We start from the raw sequence: 19,210 nt of genomic DNA on the forward strand, positions 1-19,210 counted from the left end.
GGAGAGTCTCGTCACATTCCTCGTCGGGGAGCGTCGACATCCGCTCCCTGGCCGGCGGCGGCCACCTGCCGCAGATACGGGTTGGTGGCGCGCTCCTGGCCGATGGTCGTCTGGGGGCCGTGGCCGGACAGCACCACGGTCGAGTCGTCGAGCGGCAGGCACACGCGGCCCAGCGAGTCGAGCATCTCGGCCATGTCACCGCCGGGCAGGTCGGTGCGTCCGATGGAGCCGGCGAAGAGCAGATCCCCGGAGAAGAACACGGAGGGGATCTCCGTGGTCTCGGGCATCCGGAAGGTCACCGACCCCTTGGTATGGCCGGGCGCGTGCGCGACGGAGAACTCCAGGCCCGCGAGCGCCAGCTGCGCGCCGTCGGTCAGCTCCTTGACGTCGTCGGGCTCCCCCACGGTCAGCTCGCCCATCAGCGGCATGCCGATGGAACGGCCGAGCGCCTTCTCCGGGTCGGCCATCATGTAGCGGTCCTCGGGGTGGATCCAGGCCGGTACGTCGTGCGCGCCGCACACCGGGACGACCGAGGCCACATGGTCGATGTGGCCATGGGTGAGAACGACCGCGACGGGCTTGAGCCGATGCTTCCTCAGCGCTTCCTCGACTCCCTGGGCGGCCTGATGGCCCGGGTCGATGATCACGCACTCCTCACCGGCGGCGGGGGCGACGAGATAACAGTTCGTCCCCCAGGCCCCGGCGGGGAACCCGGCAATGAGCACGATCGTCCTTCGTTGTGTCGATACGGGCGGCTGCTGCTGACCTCAGAGCCTACCGGCGCTGCCGATTCCTCAGCGAACCCATATACGGTACGGGGCACACGCAGACGGTCGGCTCACAAGACACACGCGTACCGGTCCACGTACGAGACGCATGAGGAGAGAACCCGGTGGTCACCCAGGAACAGCGCAAGCGTCAGCTCGCCCGGGAGAAGTTCTTGCGGCAGCAGCAGCGGCGTACGGCCGCGCGGCGCAAGGCGAAGATGCGCAACTCCGTGATTGCGTCGGTGCTCGGTGTGGTCGTCATCGGCAGTGTGGCGCTCTACACGACCGGCGTGCTCAAGGGCGACAAGGGCGACGACAAGGCCAACGCGAGTTCGCAGACGTCCCCGAGCGCCGCCCCGACCAGCAAGGCACCCGACCCGTGCGCGAAGCCGGCCAAGGGCTCGGTGAAGAAGCTGAGCTGGAAGAAGGAGCCGGCGATGACCATCGACAAGTCGGCGAAGTACACGATGGATCTCGCCACGACGTGCGGTGACATAGACATCGCACTGAACGCGTCGGCGGCGCCGCACACCGTCAACTCGTTCAACTTCCTCGCCGCTCAGGGCTACTTCGACCACACCAAGTGCCACCGGCTGGTCCCCCAGAACATCTACGTGCTGCAGTGCGGCGACCCGACGGGTACCGGCACCGGCGGTCCCGGCTACACGATCCCGGACGAGAACCTCAAGGACAAGAGCCTCAAGGGGCAGGTGTACCCGGCGGGTACGATCGCCATGGCCAACCAGTACAACCCGCAGACGAAGCAGGGCCGCAACACCGGCGGCAGCCAGTTCTTCCTCGTCTACCAGGACAGTCCGCTGCCGGCCGACTACACCCCGTTCGGCACGATCTCCGGGGCGGGCATGAAGGTTCTCAAGAAGATCGCCGCCGCGGGCGCCCAGCCCGCCGACCCCACGACGCAGAACACTGCACCCAATGCGACCGTTGTGATCAACAAGGCGACAGTCACCAAATCCTGACCGTCAAGTGCGAAATTTCGGTCGCGCGGGATGCGGACAGGCAACCCGCCGGTCGCCTATGTTGGCCGTGACGAAACTGTGGACGATGCCCGGGGGCAGTGAGGCCTCTCGCAGGCATCATGTGGAGGAGGCGCTGTGAGCAGCGACCCGTGGGGCCGCGTCGACGAGACGGGGACCGTGTACGTGCGTACGGCTGACGGCGAGCAGGTCGTCGGTTCCTGGCAGGCCGGCTCCCCTGAGGAGGCGCTGGCCTATTTCGAGCGCAAGTACGAGGGCCTGGTTGTCGAGATCGGCCTCCTCGAGAAGCGAGTGAAGACCACCGACCTGTCCGCGAAGGACGCGCAGGCCGCCATCGATCACATCCGTGAGCAGGTCGACGCCCACCACGCGGTAGGTGACCTGGCCGCCCTGCGGACCCGTCTGGACAAGCTGGTCGAGACCGTCGAGGCGCGCCGTGAGGAGCGCAAGCAGCAGCGCGCGAAGCAGTCCGACGAGGCGCGGCACGCCAAGGAGGCCCTGGTCGTCGAGGCGGAGCAGCTGGCGCAGTCCGACCAGTGGCGGGCGGCCGGTGAGCGGCTGCGCTCGCTGGTGGACACCTGGAAGGGGCTGCCGCGGCTGGACCGCAAGTCGGACGACGAGCTGTGGCACCGCTTCTCGCACGCCCGGTCGGCGTTCTCCAAGCGCCGCAAGGCGCACTTCGCCTCGTTGGACGCGCAGCGCGAGGATGCCCGCAAGGCCAAGGAGCGGCTGGTCGCCGAGGCCGAGGCGCTGTCCGGCTCGACGGACTGGGGTCCGACGGCCGCGCGCTACCGCGAGCTGATGACGGAGTGGAAGGCCGCGGGGCGCGCCCAGCGCGAGCACGAGGACGATCTGTGGAACCGCTTCCGCGGCGCCCAGGACGTGTTCTTCGCAGCCCGCAGCTCGGTCTTCGCCGAGCGGGACGCCGAGCAGTCGGAGAACCTGAAGCTGAAGGAGGAGCTGGCCGAGGAGGCCGAGAAGATCCTCCCGGTCACCGACCTCAAGGCGGCGCGCGCCGCGTTCCGCTCGGTCAACGAGCGCTGGGAGGCCATCGGCCACGTACCGCGGGACGCGCGCCCGAAGGTCGAGGGCCGGATGCACGCCGTGGAGCGGGCCATCCAGGAGGCCGAGGAGTCCGAGTGGCGCCGGACGAACCCGGAGGCACGCGCGCGTGCCGAGGGTCTGACCGGACAGCTCCAGGCCGCCGTGGACAAGCTGCGGGGCCAGATCGAGCAGGCTCGCGCCCAGGGCAACAACGCCAGGGCCGACAAGCTCGAACGCGAGCTGGAGGGCCGCCAGGCGCTCCTGGACCAGGCGCTCAAGGGCCTGCAGGAGTTCGGCGGCTGACGCCTGCTTCGCTGACGTCTGCTTCGTCGAGAAGGGGCCCGTACCTCGCGGTGCGGGCCCCTTCTCGCGTACGGCCGTCTACGCCCTGCTGCGCGCCGAGGTCACGCGGTACACGTCGTAGACGCCCTCCACGCCACGCACCGCCTTCAGGACGTGCCCGAGGTGCTTCGGGTCGCCCATCTCGAAGGTGAAGCGGGAGGTGGCCACGCGGTCGCGGGAGGTCTGGACGGCCGCGGAGAGGATGTTGACGTGCTGGTCGGACAGGACACGGGTGACGTCCGAGAGGAGCCGGGAGCGGTCCAGTGCCTCGACCTGGATGGCGACCAGGAAGACCGAGGACTGGGTGGCCGCCCACTCGACCTCGAGGATGCGCTCCGGCTCCCGGGACAGTGACTCCACGTTCACGCAGTCGCTGCGGTGAACCGATACTCCGCTACCGCGCGTGACGAAACCGATGATCCCGTCGCCGGGGACGGGCGTACAACAGCGGGCCAGCTTGACCCACACGTCCTCGACGCCCTTGACGATCACGCCCGGGTCGGCGCTGGAGCGCCGCTTGCGGCCGCGGCCGCGGGACGGCGGGACCGACTCGTCGATCTCCTCGGTGGCCGCCTCCTCGCCGCCGAGCGCGGAGACGAGCTTCTGCACCACGTTCTGCGCGGAGACATGGCCCTCGCCGATCGCCGCGTACAGCGCGGAGATGTCCGGGTAGCGCATCTCGTGCGCGAGCGTGACGAGCGAGTCTCCGGTGAGGATGCGCTGGATCGGCAGGTTCTGCTTGCGCATCGCGCGGACGATGGCGTCCTTGCCCTGCTCGATCGCCTCGTCGCGGCGCTCCTTGGAGAACCACGCCCGGATCTTGTTGCGGGCGCGCGGCGACTTCACGAAGCCGAGCCAGTCGCGGGAGGGGCCCGCGCCGGCCGCCTTGGAGGTGAAGACCTCCACCAGGTCGCCGTTGTCGAGGGTCGATTCCAGCGGTACGAGACGGCCGTTGACCCGTGCTCCTATGGTGCGGTGGCCGACCTCGGTGTGGACCGCGTAGGCGAAGTCCACCGGCGTGGCCCCCGCCGGGAGCGCTATGACGTCGCCCTTCGGGGTGAAGACGAAGACCTCGTTGCGCGACAGGTCGAAGCGCAGGGACTCCAGGAACTCGCCCGGGTCCTCGGTCTCCTTCTGCCAGTCGAGGAGCTGGCGCAGCCACGCCATGTCGTTGAGGTGGTCGTCCTTGCCGCCGGCCTTGGGGGCGTCCGAACGCACCTTGGAGGCGCCGGCCACGGCCTCCTGCTTGTACTTCCAGTGCGCGGCGATGCCGTACTCGGCGCGGCGGTGCATGTCGAAGGTGCGGATCTGGAGCTCGACGGGCTTGCCGTTGGGGCCGATGACCGTGGTGTGCAGCGACTGGTACATGTTGAACTTGGGCATCGCGATGTAGTCCTTGAACCGGCCGGGGACCGGGTTCCATCGCGCGTGCACGGTGCCGAGGGCGGCGTAGCAGTCGCGGACCGTGTCGACGAGGACGCGGATGCCGACCAGGTCGTAGATCTCCGCGAAGTCGCGACCTCGGACGATCATCTTCTGGTAGACGCTGTAGTAGTGCTTCGGGCGCCCGGTGACGGTGGCCTTGATCCGGGCGGCCCGCAGGTCCTGCTGGACCTCGTCGGTCACTATGGCCAGGTACTCGTCACGCTTCGGCGCCCTTTCGGCCACCAGCCGTACGATCTCGTCGTACATCTTGGGATAGAGGATCGCGAAGGCGAGGTCCTCCAGCTCCCACTTGATGGTGTTCATGCCCAGCCGGTGGGCGAGCGGCGCGTAGATCTCCAGCGTCTCGCGCGCCTTCTTCTCCTGCTTCTCGCGCTTGAGGTAGCGCATGGTGCGCATGTTGTGCAGGCGGTCGGCGAGCTTGATGACCAGGACGCGCGGGTCCTTGGCCATGGCGACGACCATCTTGCGCACGGTCTCGGCCTGCGCGGCCTCGCCGAACTTGACCTTGTCCAGCTTGGTGACGCCGTCGACGAGCAGGGCGACGGAGTCGCCGAAGTCGCGGCGGAGCTGCTCGAGGCCGTACTCGGTGTCCTCGACGGTGTCGTGCAGCAGGCCGGCCATGAGGGTGGCCGGGTCCATGCCGAGCTCGGCGAGGATCGTGGTCACGGCGAGCGGGTGCGTGATGTACGGGTCGCCACTCTTGCGCTTCTGGCCGCGGTGCCAGCGCTCTGCGACCTGGTAGGCCTTCTCTATCTGCCGCAGCGTCGCCGTCTCGATCTTCGGGTCGTTGCTGCGCACTATCCGCAGCAGCGGCTCCAGGACCGGGTTGTACGGATTGGAGCGCTGGACGCCGAGACGGGCGAGGCGGGCGCGTACGCGGTTGGAGGAGCCGGACCGGGCGGGCTGGCCCGTGTTCGGGCGCACCGAGGGAGAGGGCGTGGGCCGCTCGGGTGGCGCGGGCTTGGGGCGCGACTCCTCGGCCGACTTGTCGACGGGCGCCGACTGGGCGTGCTCGACCGGCCCGCGGGTGTCGTTCTTCGCGTGCGGCGCGTTCGGCGCGGGCTTGGCCGCGGCTGCCGAGGCGGACTCGGGCTTGGCGGCGGTCAGGTGCTGGGCCTCGTCTGGCAAGAGGACTCCTCGTGCGCGATCCGGGTCCCCCGGTCAGGCTCCGGAGACCCCATGGTAGCGATCCTGGGCCGCAGGATCGCCTTCAGGCCAATGTGAGGGCCGTCTACCGGAGAAACACGAGGGACTGCTGCCGGATTCCAGGGGGCGGCTTCGGGGTGATCCGGGGGTGTCCTGCGGGTGGCCGGGGGCCTGCCCGGGACCCGGGGTTCGGGCTTGCCCTCGGGGGGAGGCCGAGCGCTCGCGCGGGGTGCGAGCCGCCTGCGCGGGACCAGGCCGGCCGCACCGCGGGGGTTTGGGCACGCCGAGCGCTGACCCGGCGCGCGAACTTGCGGCGGGATGGGCAGGCTGGTTGCTTGCCGCGGGACGTGGCCGTCCGAAGGGCGCCCCTGGCGTGGAGCACCGGGCGCTGCCCGGGGTGGGGACGGGCCGGTCTTCGGCCGAGGCCCGGGGCGTCGGCACTGTGCGGGCTCGGGTGGGCCTGGGGGCGCGAGTTCTCCGTGGGCGTGGAGCGCGGGGCCGACGGTCGGGCAAGTGGCACCGTCGGAGGAAGGCGCCCGGAGGTCGGTATGTGCGAACGGCCGTCCCTGGGGCGGGGCGGCCGTTCGTGGTGGATGTGTGCCGTGGGGTCAGACGGTGAGCAGTGCTTCCAGCGGGGCTCCGGTGAGGGCCGGCTCCAGGCGGGCGCGTCCGCCCAGGAAGCCGAGTTCCATCAGGATCGCGAGGCCCGCGACCTCGGCTCCCGCGCGGCGGATCAGCTGGATCGCGGCCTCCGCGGTGCCGCCCGTGGCGAGGACGTCGTCGACGATCAGGATGCGGTCGTCGGCGAACAGGTCCTCGGCATGCACCTCGATCTCCGCCGAGCCGTACTCCAGGTCGTACGTCTGGCCCAGGGTGGCTCCGGGGAGCTTGCCCGCCTTGCGTACGGGGATGAAGCCGAGGCCGGCGCGGACCGCGACCGGGGCGCCGAGGATGAAGCCGCGGGCCTCCAGGCCGACGACCTTGGTGGCACCCGTGTTCGCGGCGATCTCGGCGAGCGCGTCGGTGAGCGCCGTGAAGGCCGCCGGGTCCGCCAGCAGCGGGGTGATGTCCTTGAACATCACGCCCGGCTCCGGATAGTCGGCCACGTCACGGATGCGGCTGAGCAGCAGCTCCTCGATGTCGGTCATCGGCGCTTCCCGGAGGGACGGCCACGGCCGCGGTTGCGCGACGCCGGCTGGTTGCGCGGGCCGACGACCGCGTGAGCGGCGTCCTCGGGCTCGTCGTCGTGCATGGCGTCCACGACCTCGGTCTCCAGCGGCCCGCCCTCCGCGGCGGTCTGGGCGCGCTTGGCGAGGACGCGCTTCCTGAGCGCCTTCATCTGCGGCTCGCGCTCCTTGAGGTCGGCGACGAGCGGCGTGGCGATGAAGATCGAGGAGTACGCACCGGCCGCGAGGCCGACGAACAGCGACAGCGAGATGTCGTTCAGCATGCCGGCGCCGAGGAAGCCGCCACCGATGAACAGCAGGGCGCCGACCGGCAGCAGCGCGACCACGGTTGTGTTGATGGACCGCACCAGCGTGCTGTTGATCGAGCGGTTGGCAACGTCGCTGAACGTCCAGCGGGTCTGCTTGGTGATGTCCTTCGTCTGCTCCTTGAGGCTGTCGAAGACGACGACCGTGTCGTAGAGCGAGTAACCGAGAATCGTGAGCAGACCGATCACCGTGCCCGGCGTGACCTCGAAGCCGACGAGGGCGTAGATGCCGGTCGTGATGGTGATGTCGTGGATCAGGGCGACCAGCGCGGCGACCGCCATCCGCCACTCGAACGCGATCGCCAGGTAGATCACCACGAGGACCATGAAGATCGCCAGGCCCTGCCAGGCCTTGCTGGCGATCTGGTCACCCCAGCTGGGGCCGACCAGGTCGGCGTTGAGGTTCTCGGAGTTGACGTTCAGGTCCTTGGCGAGCTTGTCCTTGATCGCGTCGGACTTGTCGGTGTCGATGCCCGCGATCTGGATGCGCAGGCTGCCGTCGCCGAGCTTCTGGACGACCGCGTCATGACCGGACGCGTCCTGCGCATAGCCCTGGGCCGTGGCCACCGAGGCGGTCATGTGCTTCGGGGTGGTGAAGACGGCACCGCCCTGGAACTCGATGCCCATGTTCAGACCGCGCACCGCGAGACCGAGGACGGCCGTGATGGTGATCAGGATCGAGATGCCGTACCAGATCTTGCGGTTGCCGACGAAGTCGTAGCCGACCTCACCGCGGTGCAGACGGGCGCCGAGGCTGCCGAGTTTCGACATCTCACGCCTCCTTCGGGTCGACGGGGGCGGAGGGACGACGGGTGCGGCGCAGCGGCGGCTTGGCGCCCAGTGCCTTCGGGTCGAGGCCCGACCACTTGTGGCCGTTCGCGAAGAACTTCCTGCGGGCGAGGATCGTCATCAGCGGCTTGGTGAACAGGAAGACGACGACCACGTCGAGCACGGTGGTCAGACCGAGCGTGAACGCGAAGCCCTGGACCTTGCCGACGGTGACGATGAACAGCACCGCGGCGGCGAGGAACGACACGAAGTCGGAGACCAGGATGGTGCGCCGGGCGCGCGGCCAGGCCCGCTCGACGGCGGGGCGCAGCGAGCGGCCCTCGCGGATCTCGTCCCGGATCCGTTCGAAGAACACGATGAACGAGTCCGCCGTGATACCGATCGCGACGATCGCACCGCAGACCGCCGGCAGGTTGAGCGCGAAGCCGATGGCCTGGCCGAGCAGCGACATGAGCACGTAGGTGAGGATCGCCGAGACCAGCAGCGAGGGGATGGCGATGACCGACAGGCCGCGGTAGAAGATCAGCAGGTAGACGACGACCAGCGCGAGACCGATGGCACCGGCGATCAGACCGGCGTGCAGCTGCTCGCCGCCGAGCGCGGCGGTCACCGTGGTGACGCTGTCCTCCTTGAAGGTCAGCGGCAGCGCGCCGTACGACAGCATGTTGGCGAGGCTCTGGGCCTCCTGCTGGCTGAAGCTGCCGGTGATCTCCGCGTTGCCGCCGGTCAGCGCCTGGTTGACGGACGGGTCGGAGACGACGTTGCCGTCGAGGACGATGGCGAACTGGTTCTGCGGGGACTGGTTCTTGGCCAGCTTGCCGGTGATGTCGCCGAACTTCTTGGAGCCCTTGCCCGTGAACTCCATGGTGACGGTCCAGCCGGCGGCGGACTGCGTGTTGAAGCGGGCTTGGGCGTTCTTGACGTCGGTGCCGTCGACCTCGGCCGGGCCGAGAATGTACTTCTGCCACTGGCCCGAGGAGTTCTGGCCGCAGGCGATCGTCGGGTCGCTGGACTTGGCGCCCCGGCCGGCGACGGCGCGCTGCTTCTTGTTCGTGCAGTCGAGTGCGCTGTACTGCGCCTCGAGCTTGCTGGCGGCCGCGCTGCCGGAGGAGCTGGCGCTCGGGGACGGGGAGGAGGAGGTCTTCGCACCGGAGGAGGCGTTGGCGCTCGGCGTCGCGTCGGCCTTCAGCGCGTCGGTGACGGCGCGGCCCTGCGAGGTGGCGGTCGCCGAAGGAGTCGCGGAGGGGGACGGGGTCGACTTGCCCGTGGCCTTCTCGGTGGCCTTGCCCGTGGCCTTGCCCGAGGGGCTGCCGGAGGCGCTCGGCGACGGGCTGGCCGCGGCGCCGCCGGAGAGCTCGGTGGTGAGCACCGGGCGGAAGTACAGCTTGGCGGTGGTGCCGACCTGCTGGCGCGCCTCCTTGGAGTTCGTGCCCTTGGGGATGTTGACGATGATGTTCTTGCTGCCCTGGGTCTGGACCTCGGCCTCCGTGACACCAAGACCATTGACGCGGTTGTTCATGATCTGGACCGCGGTGTCCATGTTGGTCTTGTTGATCGCGGACTCCTGGCCCGGCTCTGCGACCGCCCGCAGCGTGATGCTCGTACCACCGGCCAGGTCGATACCGAGACGCGGAGTGGTGTCTCCTGAGGCGAACATTCCGCCGGTGAGCGCCACGATGGCGATCAGGATGAGGGCCAGCGAGCGCCCCGGCTTGCTCTGGGCGCTCGCGCTCCGGCCCTTATTAGGTGCTGCCACCTTCTCGTACTCCCTCTCGGGCCGCTCCGCACCGGGTCAGCGCGGTGTCGGCCATGACATGGTGTCGGGATCCCCGTGTGCGAGATACGCACGTCCCGGGGCGCGCGAGGTCGGCCGCGCGCCCCGGGACGTGACTACTTCGCCTCGGAGTCGCCGTCGGTCTTCTTCGGCTCTTCGTCCGACTTGGCCCCGGCGGCCGCAGTCTCGTCGGCCGGCTCCTCGGGCACGTCCTTCTTGTCGAGGTCGACGGACTTGTCGTCGGAGGCGGCGGCAGCTTCGTCGGCGGAGTCGTCGGTCTCGGTGAGGGAGGAGGCGTCGTCCGGGACCAGGTCTGAGTCGGACTTCAGGTCGTGCTCGATGCCGTGCACGATGCGGTTGTACTCGTCGTCGCTGAGCACGGAACCGATGGCGTTCTTCGCGAAGAGGAGCTCGACGCCCGGGCCGGCGTCGAGGAGGACCGTGTCCTCGTTGACCTCCTTGACCGTCGCGTACATGCCCCCGATCGTGCGGACGCCGCTGCCGGGCTGCAGCTCATTACGCATCGTCGCGGCCTGCTGCTGCTTGCGCTTGGCCGAGCGGGTCATGAGGAACATGGCCCCGATGAGCACGATGAACGGGAGGAGCATGGTGATATTCACGGGACGGAATTTCCTTCGCACGACCGCGATTGAGAGCGGCCTCATGGATGGGGGTATGTATACCGCCGACAAAGGCGGCATCGGCGGAGTCTAAGCGAGTCCACGCGCATGGAACAACGCTCAGCATGGCACCTGGGTTCCTGACCCGGCCAATGCCACCCCGTCACGATGCCGTCACGTCCCGAACAGGTCCTGTTGTCCGTTTCCCGCGGTCGTCGAGCGGGGCGGGGTGAGACCGAGATGCGCCCATGCGGCAGGCGTGGCAACGCGTCCGCGCGGGGTACGGGCGAGCAGGCCCTCCCGTACGAGGAACGGCTCGGCCACCTCTTCCACCGTCTCACGCTCCTCCCCCACCGCGACGGCGAGCGTGGACAGGCCGACCGGGCCGCCGCCGAACAGCTTGAGCAGGGCCTGGAGGACACCGCGGTCGAGGCGGTCGAGGCCGCGGGCGTCCACTTCGTACACCGCGAGGGCGGCCCCCGCGATGTCCCGCGTGATGAATCCGTCGGCCTTGACCTGAGCGTAGTCGCGCACCCGGCGCAGCAGGCGGTTGGCGATACGGGGGGTGCCGCGGGAGCGGCCGGCGATCTCGGCGGCGCCGTCGGCCTGGATCTCGACGTCGAGCAGGTTCGCCGAGCGGTGGATGACGCGCTCCAGCTCGGCGGGCTCGTAGAACTCCATGTGCGCGGTGAAGCCGAAGCGGTCGCGCAGCGGGGGCGGCAGCAGTCCCGCGCGCGTGGTGGCGCCGACCAGCGTGAACGGGGGCAGTTCGAGCGGGATGGCGGTGGCTCCGGGGCCCTTGCCGACGATGACGTCGACCCGGAAGTCCTCCATGGCCATGTACAGCATCTCCTCGGCGGGCCGGGACATGCGGTGGATCTCGTCGAGGAAGAGGACCTCGCCCTCCTGGAGGGAGGAGAGGATCGCGGCCAGATCACCGGCGTGCTGGATGGCGGGGCCGCTGGTGATACGGATCGGGGCGCCCATCTCGGCCGCGATGATCATCGACAGGGTGGTCTTGCCGAGGCCCGGGGCACCGGAGAGCAGCACGTGGTCGGCGGTGGCGCCACGCGCGCGTGCGGCGCGCAGGACCAGGTCGAGCTGCTCGCGGACCTTCTCCTGGCCGATGAACTCGTCCAGGTCCTTGGGGCGCAGGGCCGCCTCGACGGCCTGGTCCTCGCGGTCGGCGACGGAGCCCACCAGCCGCTCGGGGCCGGGGGCGTCGGTCGGGTCGTCCCAGTTCACTGAGATCTCCTAACTGGGGTGGCGCAGGCGGGTCAGCGGGCGCGGTTGAGGGTCTGCAGGGCCGCCTTCAGCAGCTGACCGACCTGGGGCGGGCCTCCGGCCGCCTCGGCCTGCGGTGCCACGGCGGACACGGCCTCGTCGGCCTCGCGGGTGGCGTACCCGAGGCCGATCAGCGCGGCGTGGAGCTGGTCGCGCCAGCCGGAGGTGACCGCCGTGCCGACGGCCGGGGCGCCGATGGGTTCGCCGAGCCGGTCCCTGAGCTCCAGCAGGAGCTTCTGGGCGCCCTTCTTGCCGATGCCGGGGACGGCGACGAGGGCCTTCTCGTCGCTCGTGGACACCGCACGGCGCAGGGCGTCCGGGGTGTGCACGGCCAGCATCGCCTGCGCCAGCCGCGGGCCGACGCCGCTGGCCGTCTGCAGCAGTTCGAACACCTGGCGCTCGTCGTCGTCCACGAAGCCGTAGAGCGTCAGAGAGTCCTCCCGTACGACGAGGGAGGTGGCGAGCTTGGCCGGCTGCCCCAGACGGAGCGTGGAAAGCGTGTTGGGGGTGCACTGCACGGCCATGCCGACACCGCCGACCTCGACCACGGCGGCGTCGGGGGCGAGTGCGGCGACCGTGCCGCTCACGAAGGCGATCATGCCGTACGGCCTTTCGTCGAGTTGGCTGCGTGCAGGGCGACCGCCTGCTGCAGTCGGTTCTGCGCGGGGGCGCGCCAGATGTGGCAGATGGCGAGCGCGAGGGCGTCGGCGGCGTCGGCCGGTTTCGGGGGTGCGTCGAGCCGGAGCAGACGGGTCACCATGGCGCCGACCTGGGCCTTCTCCGCGCGGCCGCTGCCGGTGACCGCGGCCTTGACCTCGCTGGGGGTGTGCAGGGCGACGGGGAGGCCGCGGCGGGCGGCGCACAGCATGGCGACGGCGCTGGCCTGGGCGGTGCCCATCACGGTCCGCACGTTGTGCTGGCTGAACACCCGCTCCACGGCGACGACTTCGGGCCGGTGCTCGTCCAGCCACTGTTCGATGCCCTGCTCGATGGCGACGAGGCGCTGCCCCAACTCGGCGTCCACGGGCGTCCGTACGACGCCGACGCCGACCATGGTGAGCGGCCGGCCCGCGACCCCCTCGACCACGCCGACACCGCATCGCGTGAGCCCAGGGTCCACCCCCAACACCCGCACGCGCCCCTCCCCTCAGTGATCTTTGACTTCCACGCCAGGCTAGCCGCTGCCACCGACAACGGCGGCGGGCCGGTGGGACGTGTTGTCCCACCGGCCCGCCGAAACCGCTTCGTTCGCGGCAGCGTTACGCGTCGACCTTCTCCATGACCTCGTCGCTGACGTCGAAGTTGGCGAAGACGTTCTGCACGTCGTCGCTGTCCTCGAGCGCGTCGATCAGCTTGAAGATCTTCTTGGCGCCCTCCTCGTCCAGCTCGACCTGCATGGTCGGGACGAAGTTGGCCTCGGCGGAGTCGTAGTCGATCCCGGCGTCCTGAAGGGCGGTGCGGACGGCGACCATGTCGGTGGCCTCGCTGAGCACCTCGAAGGACTCGCCCAGGTCGTTGACCTCCTCGGCGCCCGCGTCCAGGACGGCACCCAGGACGTCGTCCTCGGTCAGCTCGCCCTTGGGGACGATCACGACGCCCTTGCGGTTGAAGAGGTACGACACCGAGCCCGGGTCGGCCATGTTGCCGCCGTTGCGGGTCATGGCGACACGGACGTCTGAGGCGGCGCGGTTGCGGTTGTCGGTGAGGCACTCGATGAGCACCGCGACGCCGTTCGGGCCGTAGCCCTCGTACATGATCGTCTCGTAGTCGGCGCCACCGGCCTCGAGACCGCCGCCGCGCTTGACCGCGGAGTCGATGTTCTTGTTGGGGACCGACTGCTTCTTGGCCTTCTGGATGGCGTCGTAGAGGGTCGGGTTGCCCTCGATGTCGACGCCGCCCATCCGGGCCGCCACTTCGATGTTCTTGATCAGCTTCGCGAAGAGCTTGCCGCGCTTGGCGTCGATCACGGCCTTCTTGTGCTTCGTCGTAGCCCATTTAGAGTGGCCGGACATCTGCCTGTCTCCTTCGCGTAACCCATCCGAACAACGAACCCCAGAGATCCTACAAGGACTCCGCCGCCCGGTTCGCGCCCACCATGTCGACGAACAGGGCGTGCACGCGGTGGTCGCCGGTCAGTTCCGGATGGAACGACGTGGCGAGCGCGTTGCCCTGGCGGACCGCGACGATGTGGCCGTCGTGCTCGGCGAGCACCTCGGTCTCGGCGCCGACGGACTCCACCCAGGGAGCGCGGATGAAGACGCCCTCTACAGGATCGCCCGCGACGCCCCGGACGTCGACCGCCGCTTCGAACGACTCGTTCTGCCGCCCGAAGGCGTTGCGGCGCACGATCATGTCGATGCCGCCGATGGTCTCCTGGCCCGAGCGCGGGTCCAGGATCTTGTCGGCGAGCATGATCATGCCGGCGCAGGTGCCGTAGACGGGCATTCCGGCGCGCACGCGCGCGCGTAGGGGCTCCATCACGCCGAACAGGACGGCCAGCTTGGAGATGGTGGTGGACTCGCCGCCGGGAATGACCAGGCCGTCCACCTCGGCGAGCTCCTCGGGGCGCCTGACCGGCCTGGCCACGGCGTCGGCCGCGGCCAGGGCGATGAGGTGCTCCCGTACGTCGCCCTGGAGGGCCAGGACGCCTATGACGGGGGTGTTCATGTGATCCAGTGCCTTACTGCCTTACCAGCCGCGGTTGGCGTAGCGCTCGGCCTCGGGGAGGGTGTCGCAGTTGATGCCGACCATGGCCTCGCCGAGGTTGCGGGACGCGTCCGCGATGATCTTGGGGTCGTCGTAGAAGGTGGTGGCCTTCACGATGGCGGCGGCGCGCTTGGCCGGGTCGCCGGACTTGAAGATGCCGGAGCCGACGAAGACGCCCTCGGCGCCGAGCTGGCGCATCAGCGCGGCGTCGGCGGGGGTGGCCACGCCACCGGCGGAGAACAGCACCACCGGGAGCTTGCCGAGCTCGGCGACCTCCTTGACCAGCTCGTACGGGGCGCGCAGGTCCTTGGCGGCGGCGTACAGCTCGTTGTTGTCGAAGCCGCGCAGCCGGGCGATCTCGTTCTTGATCTGGCGCAGGTGGCGGACGGCCTCGACGACGTTGCCGGTGCCGGCCTCGCCCTTGGAGCGGATCATGGCCGCGCCCTCGGCGATGCGGCGCAGGGCCTCGCCCAGGTTGGTGGCGCCGCAGACGAAGGGGGTGGTGAACGCCCACTTGTCGGAGTGGTTGACCTCGTCGGCCGGGGTGAGGACCTCGGACTCGTCGATGTAGTCGACGCCGAGGGACTGCAGCACCTGGGCCTCGACGAAGTGGCCGATGCGGGACTTGGCCATGACCGGGATCGAGACGGCCTCGATGATGCCCTCGATCATGTCCGGGTCGGACATCCGGGCCACGCCGCCGTCCTTGCGGATGTCGGCCGGGACCCGCTCCAGGGCCATGACGGCGACGGCGCCCGCGTCCTCGGCGATCTTCGCCTGCTCCGGCGTGACGACGTCCATGATCACGCCGCCCTTGAGCTGCTCGGCCATGCCGCGCTTCACGCGCGCGGTGCCGGTCTCGGGGGACTGGTTTTCGGAGAGCGTGCTGGACACGGGTTGACCTCACTCGGTGAAAAGAGGGTTTCTGCAAGCACCGAGGAAACGTGATTGGACCAGTCCACGGCAAGGGCCAATAGCCAGACGGTGGCTCCTTTCCGCCGGCGCTCCCGCTACCGGCGCGACGAGTCGCGGCCGGCCGAGGCGGACGAGGCGTGGGGACCGGGGCACCCGCCCCCTGCCGTTCGCCCGCGAGGATGTCCCTCAGCTCCTCGTCGAGGCCGCGTCTTCCTCGACCTGGAGGGTTACCTGCTCCCGGTGCCGGGACGCGGTCCCCCGCGGTTCATGGCCGGTGGTCCCCTAGACCGCGCGGTCGGCCAGTGCCGCCGGTGGCTCGTCGTCCATCTCGAAGGCCATCGGGAAGGGGGCGTGTCCGGCGAGCCGGAACCAGCGCACCTTGCGGTGTTCCCGGAGCCTGCGGGCCGCGCCGACCGCGTCGTTGTGGAACCGGCGGGCCATCGGGACCCGCCGTACGGCCTCGGTCAGTTCACCGGCCGCCGCCTCGCCGCCGGGTGCCTCCCGCACCGCCTCCACCTGCTGCGCCTCCGCGAACACCGCCCGCAGCGCCTGGCTCAACTCGCTCTCGGCGACCTCCCGTTGCTCCTCCTCGACCTGCCGGGCCGCGTGTGCCGCCTCGTAGAGGACGATCGAGGCGGCCGGGTCGAGGACGCCGGAGGTGGCGAGTTCCTGAGCCACTGAGGCCCTGCGCAGCAGCTGGGCGTCGAGCGCGGCCCGTGCCGCGTCGATGCGGGCGTGCAGGCGGTCCAGGCGGCCCGCCGTCCAGCTCAGGTACAGGCCGATCGCGAGGAGGGCGACGAGGATCCAGATGAGGGTTGCGGTCACGGGCGGCAAGGTTAGCGGTGCGGCGAGGGGCCGTTGCGATCAGCCGGCGGCCGGGCCACGGCGCTCAGTCCCGTGCCAAACCCAGGCGCGACCGCAGGCCGGGCCCCCGCTCGTCCTCCGCCGCCGCGACCGCGGCCGCTCCCGCCGTCACCGTCTCGTACACCGACAGGATGTCCGCCCCCACCGTCGACCAGTCGAAGCGCCGTACATGAGCGCTTCCCCGCTCCCGCAGCTCGGCCCGGCGCTCCGGGTCCCCCAGCAGCCGCAGAGCCGCCTCGGCCAGCGCGTCGGAGTCCTCGTTGGCGAACAGCTCGCCTGCCGCGCCCTGGTCCAGGACCTGGGCGAAGGCGTCCAGGTCGGAGGCGAGGACCGGGGCGCCGGCGGACATGGCCTCGACGAGGATGATGCCGAAGCTCTCGCCGCCGGTGTTCGGCGCCACGTACAGGTCGACGCTGCGCAGGAAGCGGGCCTTGTCCTCGTCGCTGACCATGCCGAGGAACTGCACGCGGGGGCGCAGTTCGGCGGGCAGCGACTCGACCGCCTCCTCCTCGTCCCCGCGCCCGGCGACCAGCAGCCGGGCCTGCGGGCGCTCGGCGAGGATCCTGGGCAGCGCCTTCATGAGCACCGGCAGGCCCTTGCGGGGCTCGTCGATGCGGCCGATGAATCCGATGGTGTCGCCCTGCCACTCCTCCTTGGGCTCGGCCCGGGCGAAGAAGTCGACGTCGACGCCGTTCGGGATGACGACCGCGTCACCGCCGAGGTGTTCCACCAGCGTGCGGCGGGCGTACTCGCTCACCGCGATCCGGGCGCTGATCTTCTCCAGGGCCGCCTGGAGGATCGAGTAGGCGGCGATCATCGCCCGCGAGCGCGGGTTGGAGGTGTGGAAGGTGGCCACGATCGGGCCGGAGGCCGCCCAGCAGGTCAGCAGGCCCAGCGACGGCGAGGTCGGCTCGTGGATGTGGACGACGTCGAACTCGCCGTCGTGCAGCCAGCGCCGGACGCGGGCGGCGCTCAGGAAGCCGAAGTTCAGCCGGGCCACCGAGCCGTTGTACGGCACCGGGACCGCGCGGCCGGCCGAGACGACGTACGGCGGCAGAGGCGTGTCGTCGTCGGCGGGTGCCAGGACCGAGACCTCGTGGCCCAGGCGGATGAAGTACTCGGCGAGGTCACGGATGTGGAACTGGACGCCGCCCGGCACGTCCCAGGAGTACGGGCAGACGATGCCGATCCTCACGACGTGCCCTTCTCGGGAGCCGGGGGTTTCCGTGCGGGATCGAGGTCCTTGAGCCACAAGCGCTGGAGCATGTGCCAGTCCTCCGGATGGTCGGCGATCCCGGTGGCGAAGGCATCGGCCAGCGCCTGTGTCATGACAGACGTCTTCTCGGCCCGGCTACCTGACTCGGGTACCTCGACCGGTGGGTGCACGCGCCCCTGCATGACGGGAGAATCGTCGTACCAGAGCGTGACCGGCAGGAGCAGTGCGCCGGTCTGCTGGGCGAGCAGGGCGGGGCCCGCCGGCATCCGGGTGGCCTCGCCGAAGAACTGGACCTCGACGCCCGAGGCCGACAGGTCGCGCTCGGCGACCAGACAGACCAGGCCGCCGTCGCGCAGCCGCCGGGCGAGCGTGCCGAAGGCGGTGCCGCCGCTGTGCGGCAGGACCTCCATGCCGAGGCCCTCGCGGTAGGCGACGAAACGGTCGTAGAGGGTCTCCGGCTTGAGGCGCTCGGCGACCGTGGTGAACGGCGTCTCGAGCTTCGTGGTGACCCAGGCACCGGCGAGGTCCCAGTTGGCCATGTGCGGGAGCGCCAGGATGACGCCCTGGTCGGAGGCGATCCCGTCGGTCAGGTAGTGGACGTCCTTGGGGTCGAAGCCGCCCCTTATCCGCTCGGCGCTCCACGCCGGGAGCCGGAAGGACTCCATCCAGTAGCGCAGGTACGAACGCATGCCCGCGCGCGAGAGCTCGGCCAGGCGCGCGGGGCTCGCATCGGGCACCACGCGCGCGTAGTTGCTCTCCAGGCGCTGTACGCCCTTGCCGCGCTGCTTCCAGGCGAGGTCGGCGATGGTGCGGCCGAGCCGTGCGGCGACCGGCTCGGGGAGTTTCTTGACGGTGCCCCAGCCGAGGCCGTACAGCGCGTCCGTCAGCTGATCGCGGGGGCTCACTTCGCGGCCTCGCTGCCCTGTGAGGCGTTCTCCGGCGCGCCCGCCGCGGCCTCCGCCTCCGCGGACTCGCGACGGACGGTGACGACCCGCTGGATGAGCGTCACCAGACTGCCGACGGCGACGATCCACAGGGCGACGGGCAGCAGGTACTGGATGCCGGGCACACCGAACTTGTGCAGCCCGGCGAATCCGGCCGCGACCAGCGAGATGACCAGGCGCTCCGCGCGCTCGACGAGACCGTTGACGGCGACCGGCAGGCCGATCGACTCGCCGCGGGCTTTGGTGTACGACACCACCTGGCCGCTGGCCAGGCAGAAGATCGAGACGGCGCACAGGACGTTGTCATTGCCGCCCCCGGCGTACCAGAGGGCGAAACCGCCGAAGATCGCGCCGTCGGCGACCCGGTCGAGCGTGGAGTCCAGGAAGGCGCCCCAGCGGCTGGTGCGGCCCAGCTGGCGGGCCATGTTGCCGTCGACGAGGTCGGAGAACACGAACAGCGTGATCACGACCGTGCCCCAGAAGAACTCACCCCGGGGGTAGAAGACCAGCGCGCCCGCGATCACCCCGGCCGTGCCGAGGAGCGTGACCGTGTCGGGGCTGACGCCCCGGCGGATGAGAAACGCGGCGAACGGCGTGAGGACACGCGTGAAGAATGCACGCGCGTACTTGTTCAGCATGGCCTTCCCGACGGTCGGTGTGGCCGCGGCCCCTGCTGGCCTCCGGCTGGCCCATCGTAGCCACGCGCGCGCGTGTGCGACTGCCGGGCACCCGGACGTCTGCGGGGAGATAGGGCGGACGGCCCGGACCGGGGGCGGGCGGCGCGATCGCGTCCTTCGTATGGACGCACCGTGACGGGAGTGGAAAGCTCGAAGAACCGCGGGCGTCATCGGAGCCGCCACCGC

Annotated in this window: 18 protein-coding genes; 2 read left to right on the top strand and 16 right to left on the bottom strand. The window is 70.2% G+C overall.

The features are described from left to right. Positions 1-11: 11 nt before the first annotated feature. A complete protein-coding gene (locus LJ657_RS27915; protein ID WP_232651510.1) occupies positions 12-725 on the bottom strand; it encodes an MBL fold metallo-hydrolase in 714 nt (237 codons plus the stop codon). 167 nt (positions 726-892) lie between these two features. Between LJ657_RS27915 and LJ657_RS27920 the strand changes: the two genes are divergently transcribed. Beyond that, positions 893-1,747, top strand: coding sequence for a peptidylprolyl isomerase (locus LJ657_RS27920; RefSeq protein ID WP_232651511.1), 855 nt, complete (start codon positions 893-895; stop codon positions 1,745-1,747). Positions 1,748-1,882: 135 nt separating this feature from the next. Further along, positions 1,883-3,112 (top strand): DUF349 domain-containing protein, encoded by a 1,230-nt coding sequence (locus LJ657_RS27925; protein ID WP_232651512.1) that lies wholly within the window; start codon positions 1,883-1,885, stop codon positions 3,110-3,112. A 78-nt stretch (positions 3,113-3,190) separates the two neighbouring features. Here the strand turns inward: LJ657_RS27925 and relA are convergent, their stop codons facing one another. The 15 genes from relA to pgsA form a co-directional block, all read right to left on the bottom strand. Next, complete coding sequence (relA, locus tag LJ657_RS27930; RefSeq protein WP_232651513.1) at positions 3,191-5,725, bottom strand: GTP pyrophosphokinase; 2,535 nt, start codon at positions 5,723-5,725, stop codon at positions 3,191-3,193. A gap of 626 nt (positions 5,726-6,351) precedes the next feature. Beyond that, positions 6,352-6,891: an adenine phosphoribosyltransferase gene (locus LJ657_RS27935; RefSeq protein ID WP_232651514.1), complete on the bottom strand. Its 540-nt coding sequence runs from the start codon at positions 6,889-6,891 to the stop codon at positions 6,352-6,354. Further along, positions 6,888-8,006 carry a protein translocase subunit SecF gene (gene secF, locus LJ657_RS27940; protein WP_232651515.1) on the bottom strand — a complete coding sequence of 373 codons (1,119 nt, stop codon included), beginning with the start codon at positions 8,004-8,006 and terminating at the stop codon, positions 6,888-6,890. The genes LJ657_RS27935 and secF overlap by 4 nt, the downstream gene beginning before the upstream one ends. 1 nt (position 8,007) lies before the next feature. Further along, positions 8,008-9,780: a protein translocase subunit SecD gene (secD, locus tag LJ657_RS27945; RefSeq protein WP_232651516.1), complete on the bottom strand. Its 1,773-nt coding sequence runs from the start codon at positions 9,778-9,780 to the stop codon at positions 8,008-8,010. Positions 9,781-9,914: 134 nt separating this feature from the next. Beyond that, positions 9,915-10,406, bottom strand: a complete 492-nt coding sequence (gene yajC, locus LJ657_RS27950; RefSeq protein WP_269787027.1) for a preprotein translocase subunit YajC — start codon at positions 10,404-10,406, stop codon at positions 9,915-9,917. 186 nt (positions 10,407-10,592) lie between these two features. After that, positions 10,593-11,663 (bottom strand): Holliday junction branch migration DNA helicase RuvB, encoded by a 1,071-nt coding sequence (ruvB, locus tag LJ657_RS27955; RefSeq protein WP_232651523.1) that lies wholly within the window; start codon positions 11,661-11,663, stop codon positions 10,593-10,595. Positions 11,664-11,695: 32 nt separating this feature from the next. Continuing rightward, complete coding sequence (gene ruvA, locus LJ657_RS27960) at positions 11,696-12,301, bottom strand: Holliday junction branch migration protein RuvA (RefSeq protein WP_232651524.1); 606 nt, start codon at positions 12,299-12,301, stop codon at positions 11,696-11,698. Then, positions 12,298-12,837 carry a crossover junction endodeoxyribonuclease RuvC gene (gene ruvC, locus LJ657_RS27965; RefSeq protein WP_232651526.1) on the bottom strand — a complete coding sequence of 180 codons (540 nt, stop codon included), beginning with the start codon at positions 12,835-12,837 and terminating at the stop codon, positions 12,298-12,300. Before ruvC ends, ruvA begins: the two co-directional genes overlap by 4 nt. A 124-nt stretch (positions 12,838-12,961) precedes the next feature. Then, positions 12,962-13,714, bottom strand: a complete 753-nt coding sequence (locus LJ657_RS27970; protein ID WP_232651528.1) for a YebC/PmpR family DNA-binding transcriptional regulator — start codon at positions 13,712-13,714, stop codon at positions 12,962-12,964. Between the two features lie 49 nt (positions 13,715-13,763). Further along, positions 13,764-14,369 carry a pyridoxal 5'-phosphate synthase glutaminase subunit PdxT gene (pdxT, locus tag LJ657_RS27975; RefSeq protein ID WP_232651530.1) on the bottom strand — a complete coding sequence of 202 codons (606 nt, stop codon included), beginning with the start codon at positions 14,367-14,369 and terminating at the stop codon, positions 13,764-13,766. Positions 14,370-14,390: 21 nt separating this feature from the next. After that, a complete protein-coding gene (gene pdxS, locus LJ657_RS27980; protein ID WP_232651537.1) occupies positions 14,391-15,302 on the bottom strand; it encodes a pyridoxal 5'-phosphate synthase lyase subunit PdxS in 912 nt (303 codons plus the stop codon). A gap of 303 nt (positions 15,303-15,605) precedes the next feature. After that, positions 15,606-16,157, bottom strand: a complete 552-nt coding sequence (locus LJ657_RS27985; RefSeq protein WP_232651539.1) for a LemA family protein — start codon at positions 16,155-16,157, stop codon at positions 15,606-15,608. Between the two features lie 55 nt (positions 16,158-16,212). Continuing rightward, on the bottom strand, positions 16,213-17,382 hold the full coding sequence (locus tag LJ657_RS27990) for a glycosyltransferase family 4 protein (protein ID WP_232651540.1): 1,170 nt from the start codon (positions 17,380-17,382) through the stop codon (positions 16,213-16,215). Further along, entirely contained in the window at positions 17,379-18,308 is a 930-nt protein-coding gene (locus LJ657_RS27995) for a phosphatidylinositol mannoside acyltransferase (RefSeq protein ID WP_232651541.1), read from the bottom strand. The genes LJ657_RS27990 and LJ657_RS27995 overlap by 4 nt, the downstream gene beginning before the upstream one ends. Then, positions 18,305-18,985, bottom strand: coding sequence for a phosphatidylinositol phosphate synthase (pgsA, locus tag LJ657_RS28000; protein WP_232651542.1), 681 nt, complete (start codon positions 18,983-18,985; stop codon positions 18,305-18,307). The genes LJ657_RS27995 and pgsA overlap by 4 nt, the downstream gene beginning before the upstream one ends. Positions 18,986-19,210: the final 225 nt, after the last annotated feature.

It is taken from the genome of Streptomyces guryensis (assembly GCF_021261325.1).
Taxonomy (GTDB): Bacteria; Actinomycetota; Actinomycetes; order Streptomycetales; family Streptomycetaceae; genus Streptomyces; species Streptomyces guryensis.

Excerpts from the sequence above, each read along its gene's own strand:
- LJ657_RS27935 (WP_232651514.1), bottom strand. The coding sequence starts at position 6,891 with ATGACCGACATCGAGGAGCTGCTGCTCAGCCGCATCCGTGACGTGGCC.
- secF (WP_232651515.1), bottom strand. The coding sequence starts at position 8,006 with ATGTCGAAACTCGGCAGCCTCGGCGCCCGTCTGCACCGCGGTGAGGTC.
- yajC (WP_269787027.1), bottom strand. The coding sequence starts at position 10,406 with ATGCTCCTCCCGTTCATCGTGCTCATCGGGGCCATGTTCCTCATGACC.
- ruvA (WP_232651524.1), bottom strand. The coding sequence starts at position 12,301 with ATGATCGCCTTCGTGAGCGGCACGGTCGCCGCACTCGCCCCCGACGCC.
- LJ657_RS27970 (WP_232651528.1), bottom strand. The coding sequence starts at position 13,714 with ATGTCCGGCCACTCTAAATGGGCTACGACGAAGCACAAGAAGGCCGTG.
- pdxT (WP_232651530.1), bottom strand. The coding sequence starts at position 14,369 with ATGAACACCCCCGTCATAGGCGTCCTGGCCCTCCAGGGCGACGTACGG.
- pgsA (WP_232651542.1), bottom strand. The coding sequence starts at position 18,985 with ATGCTGAACAAGTACGCGCGTGCATTCTTCACGCGTGTCCTCACGCCG.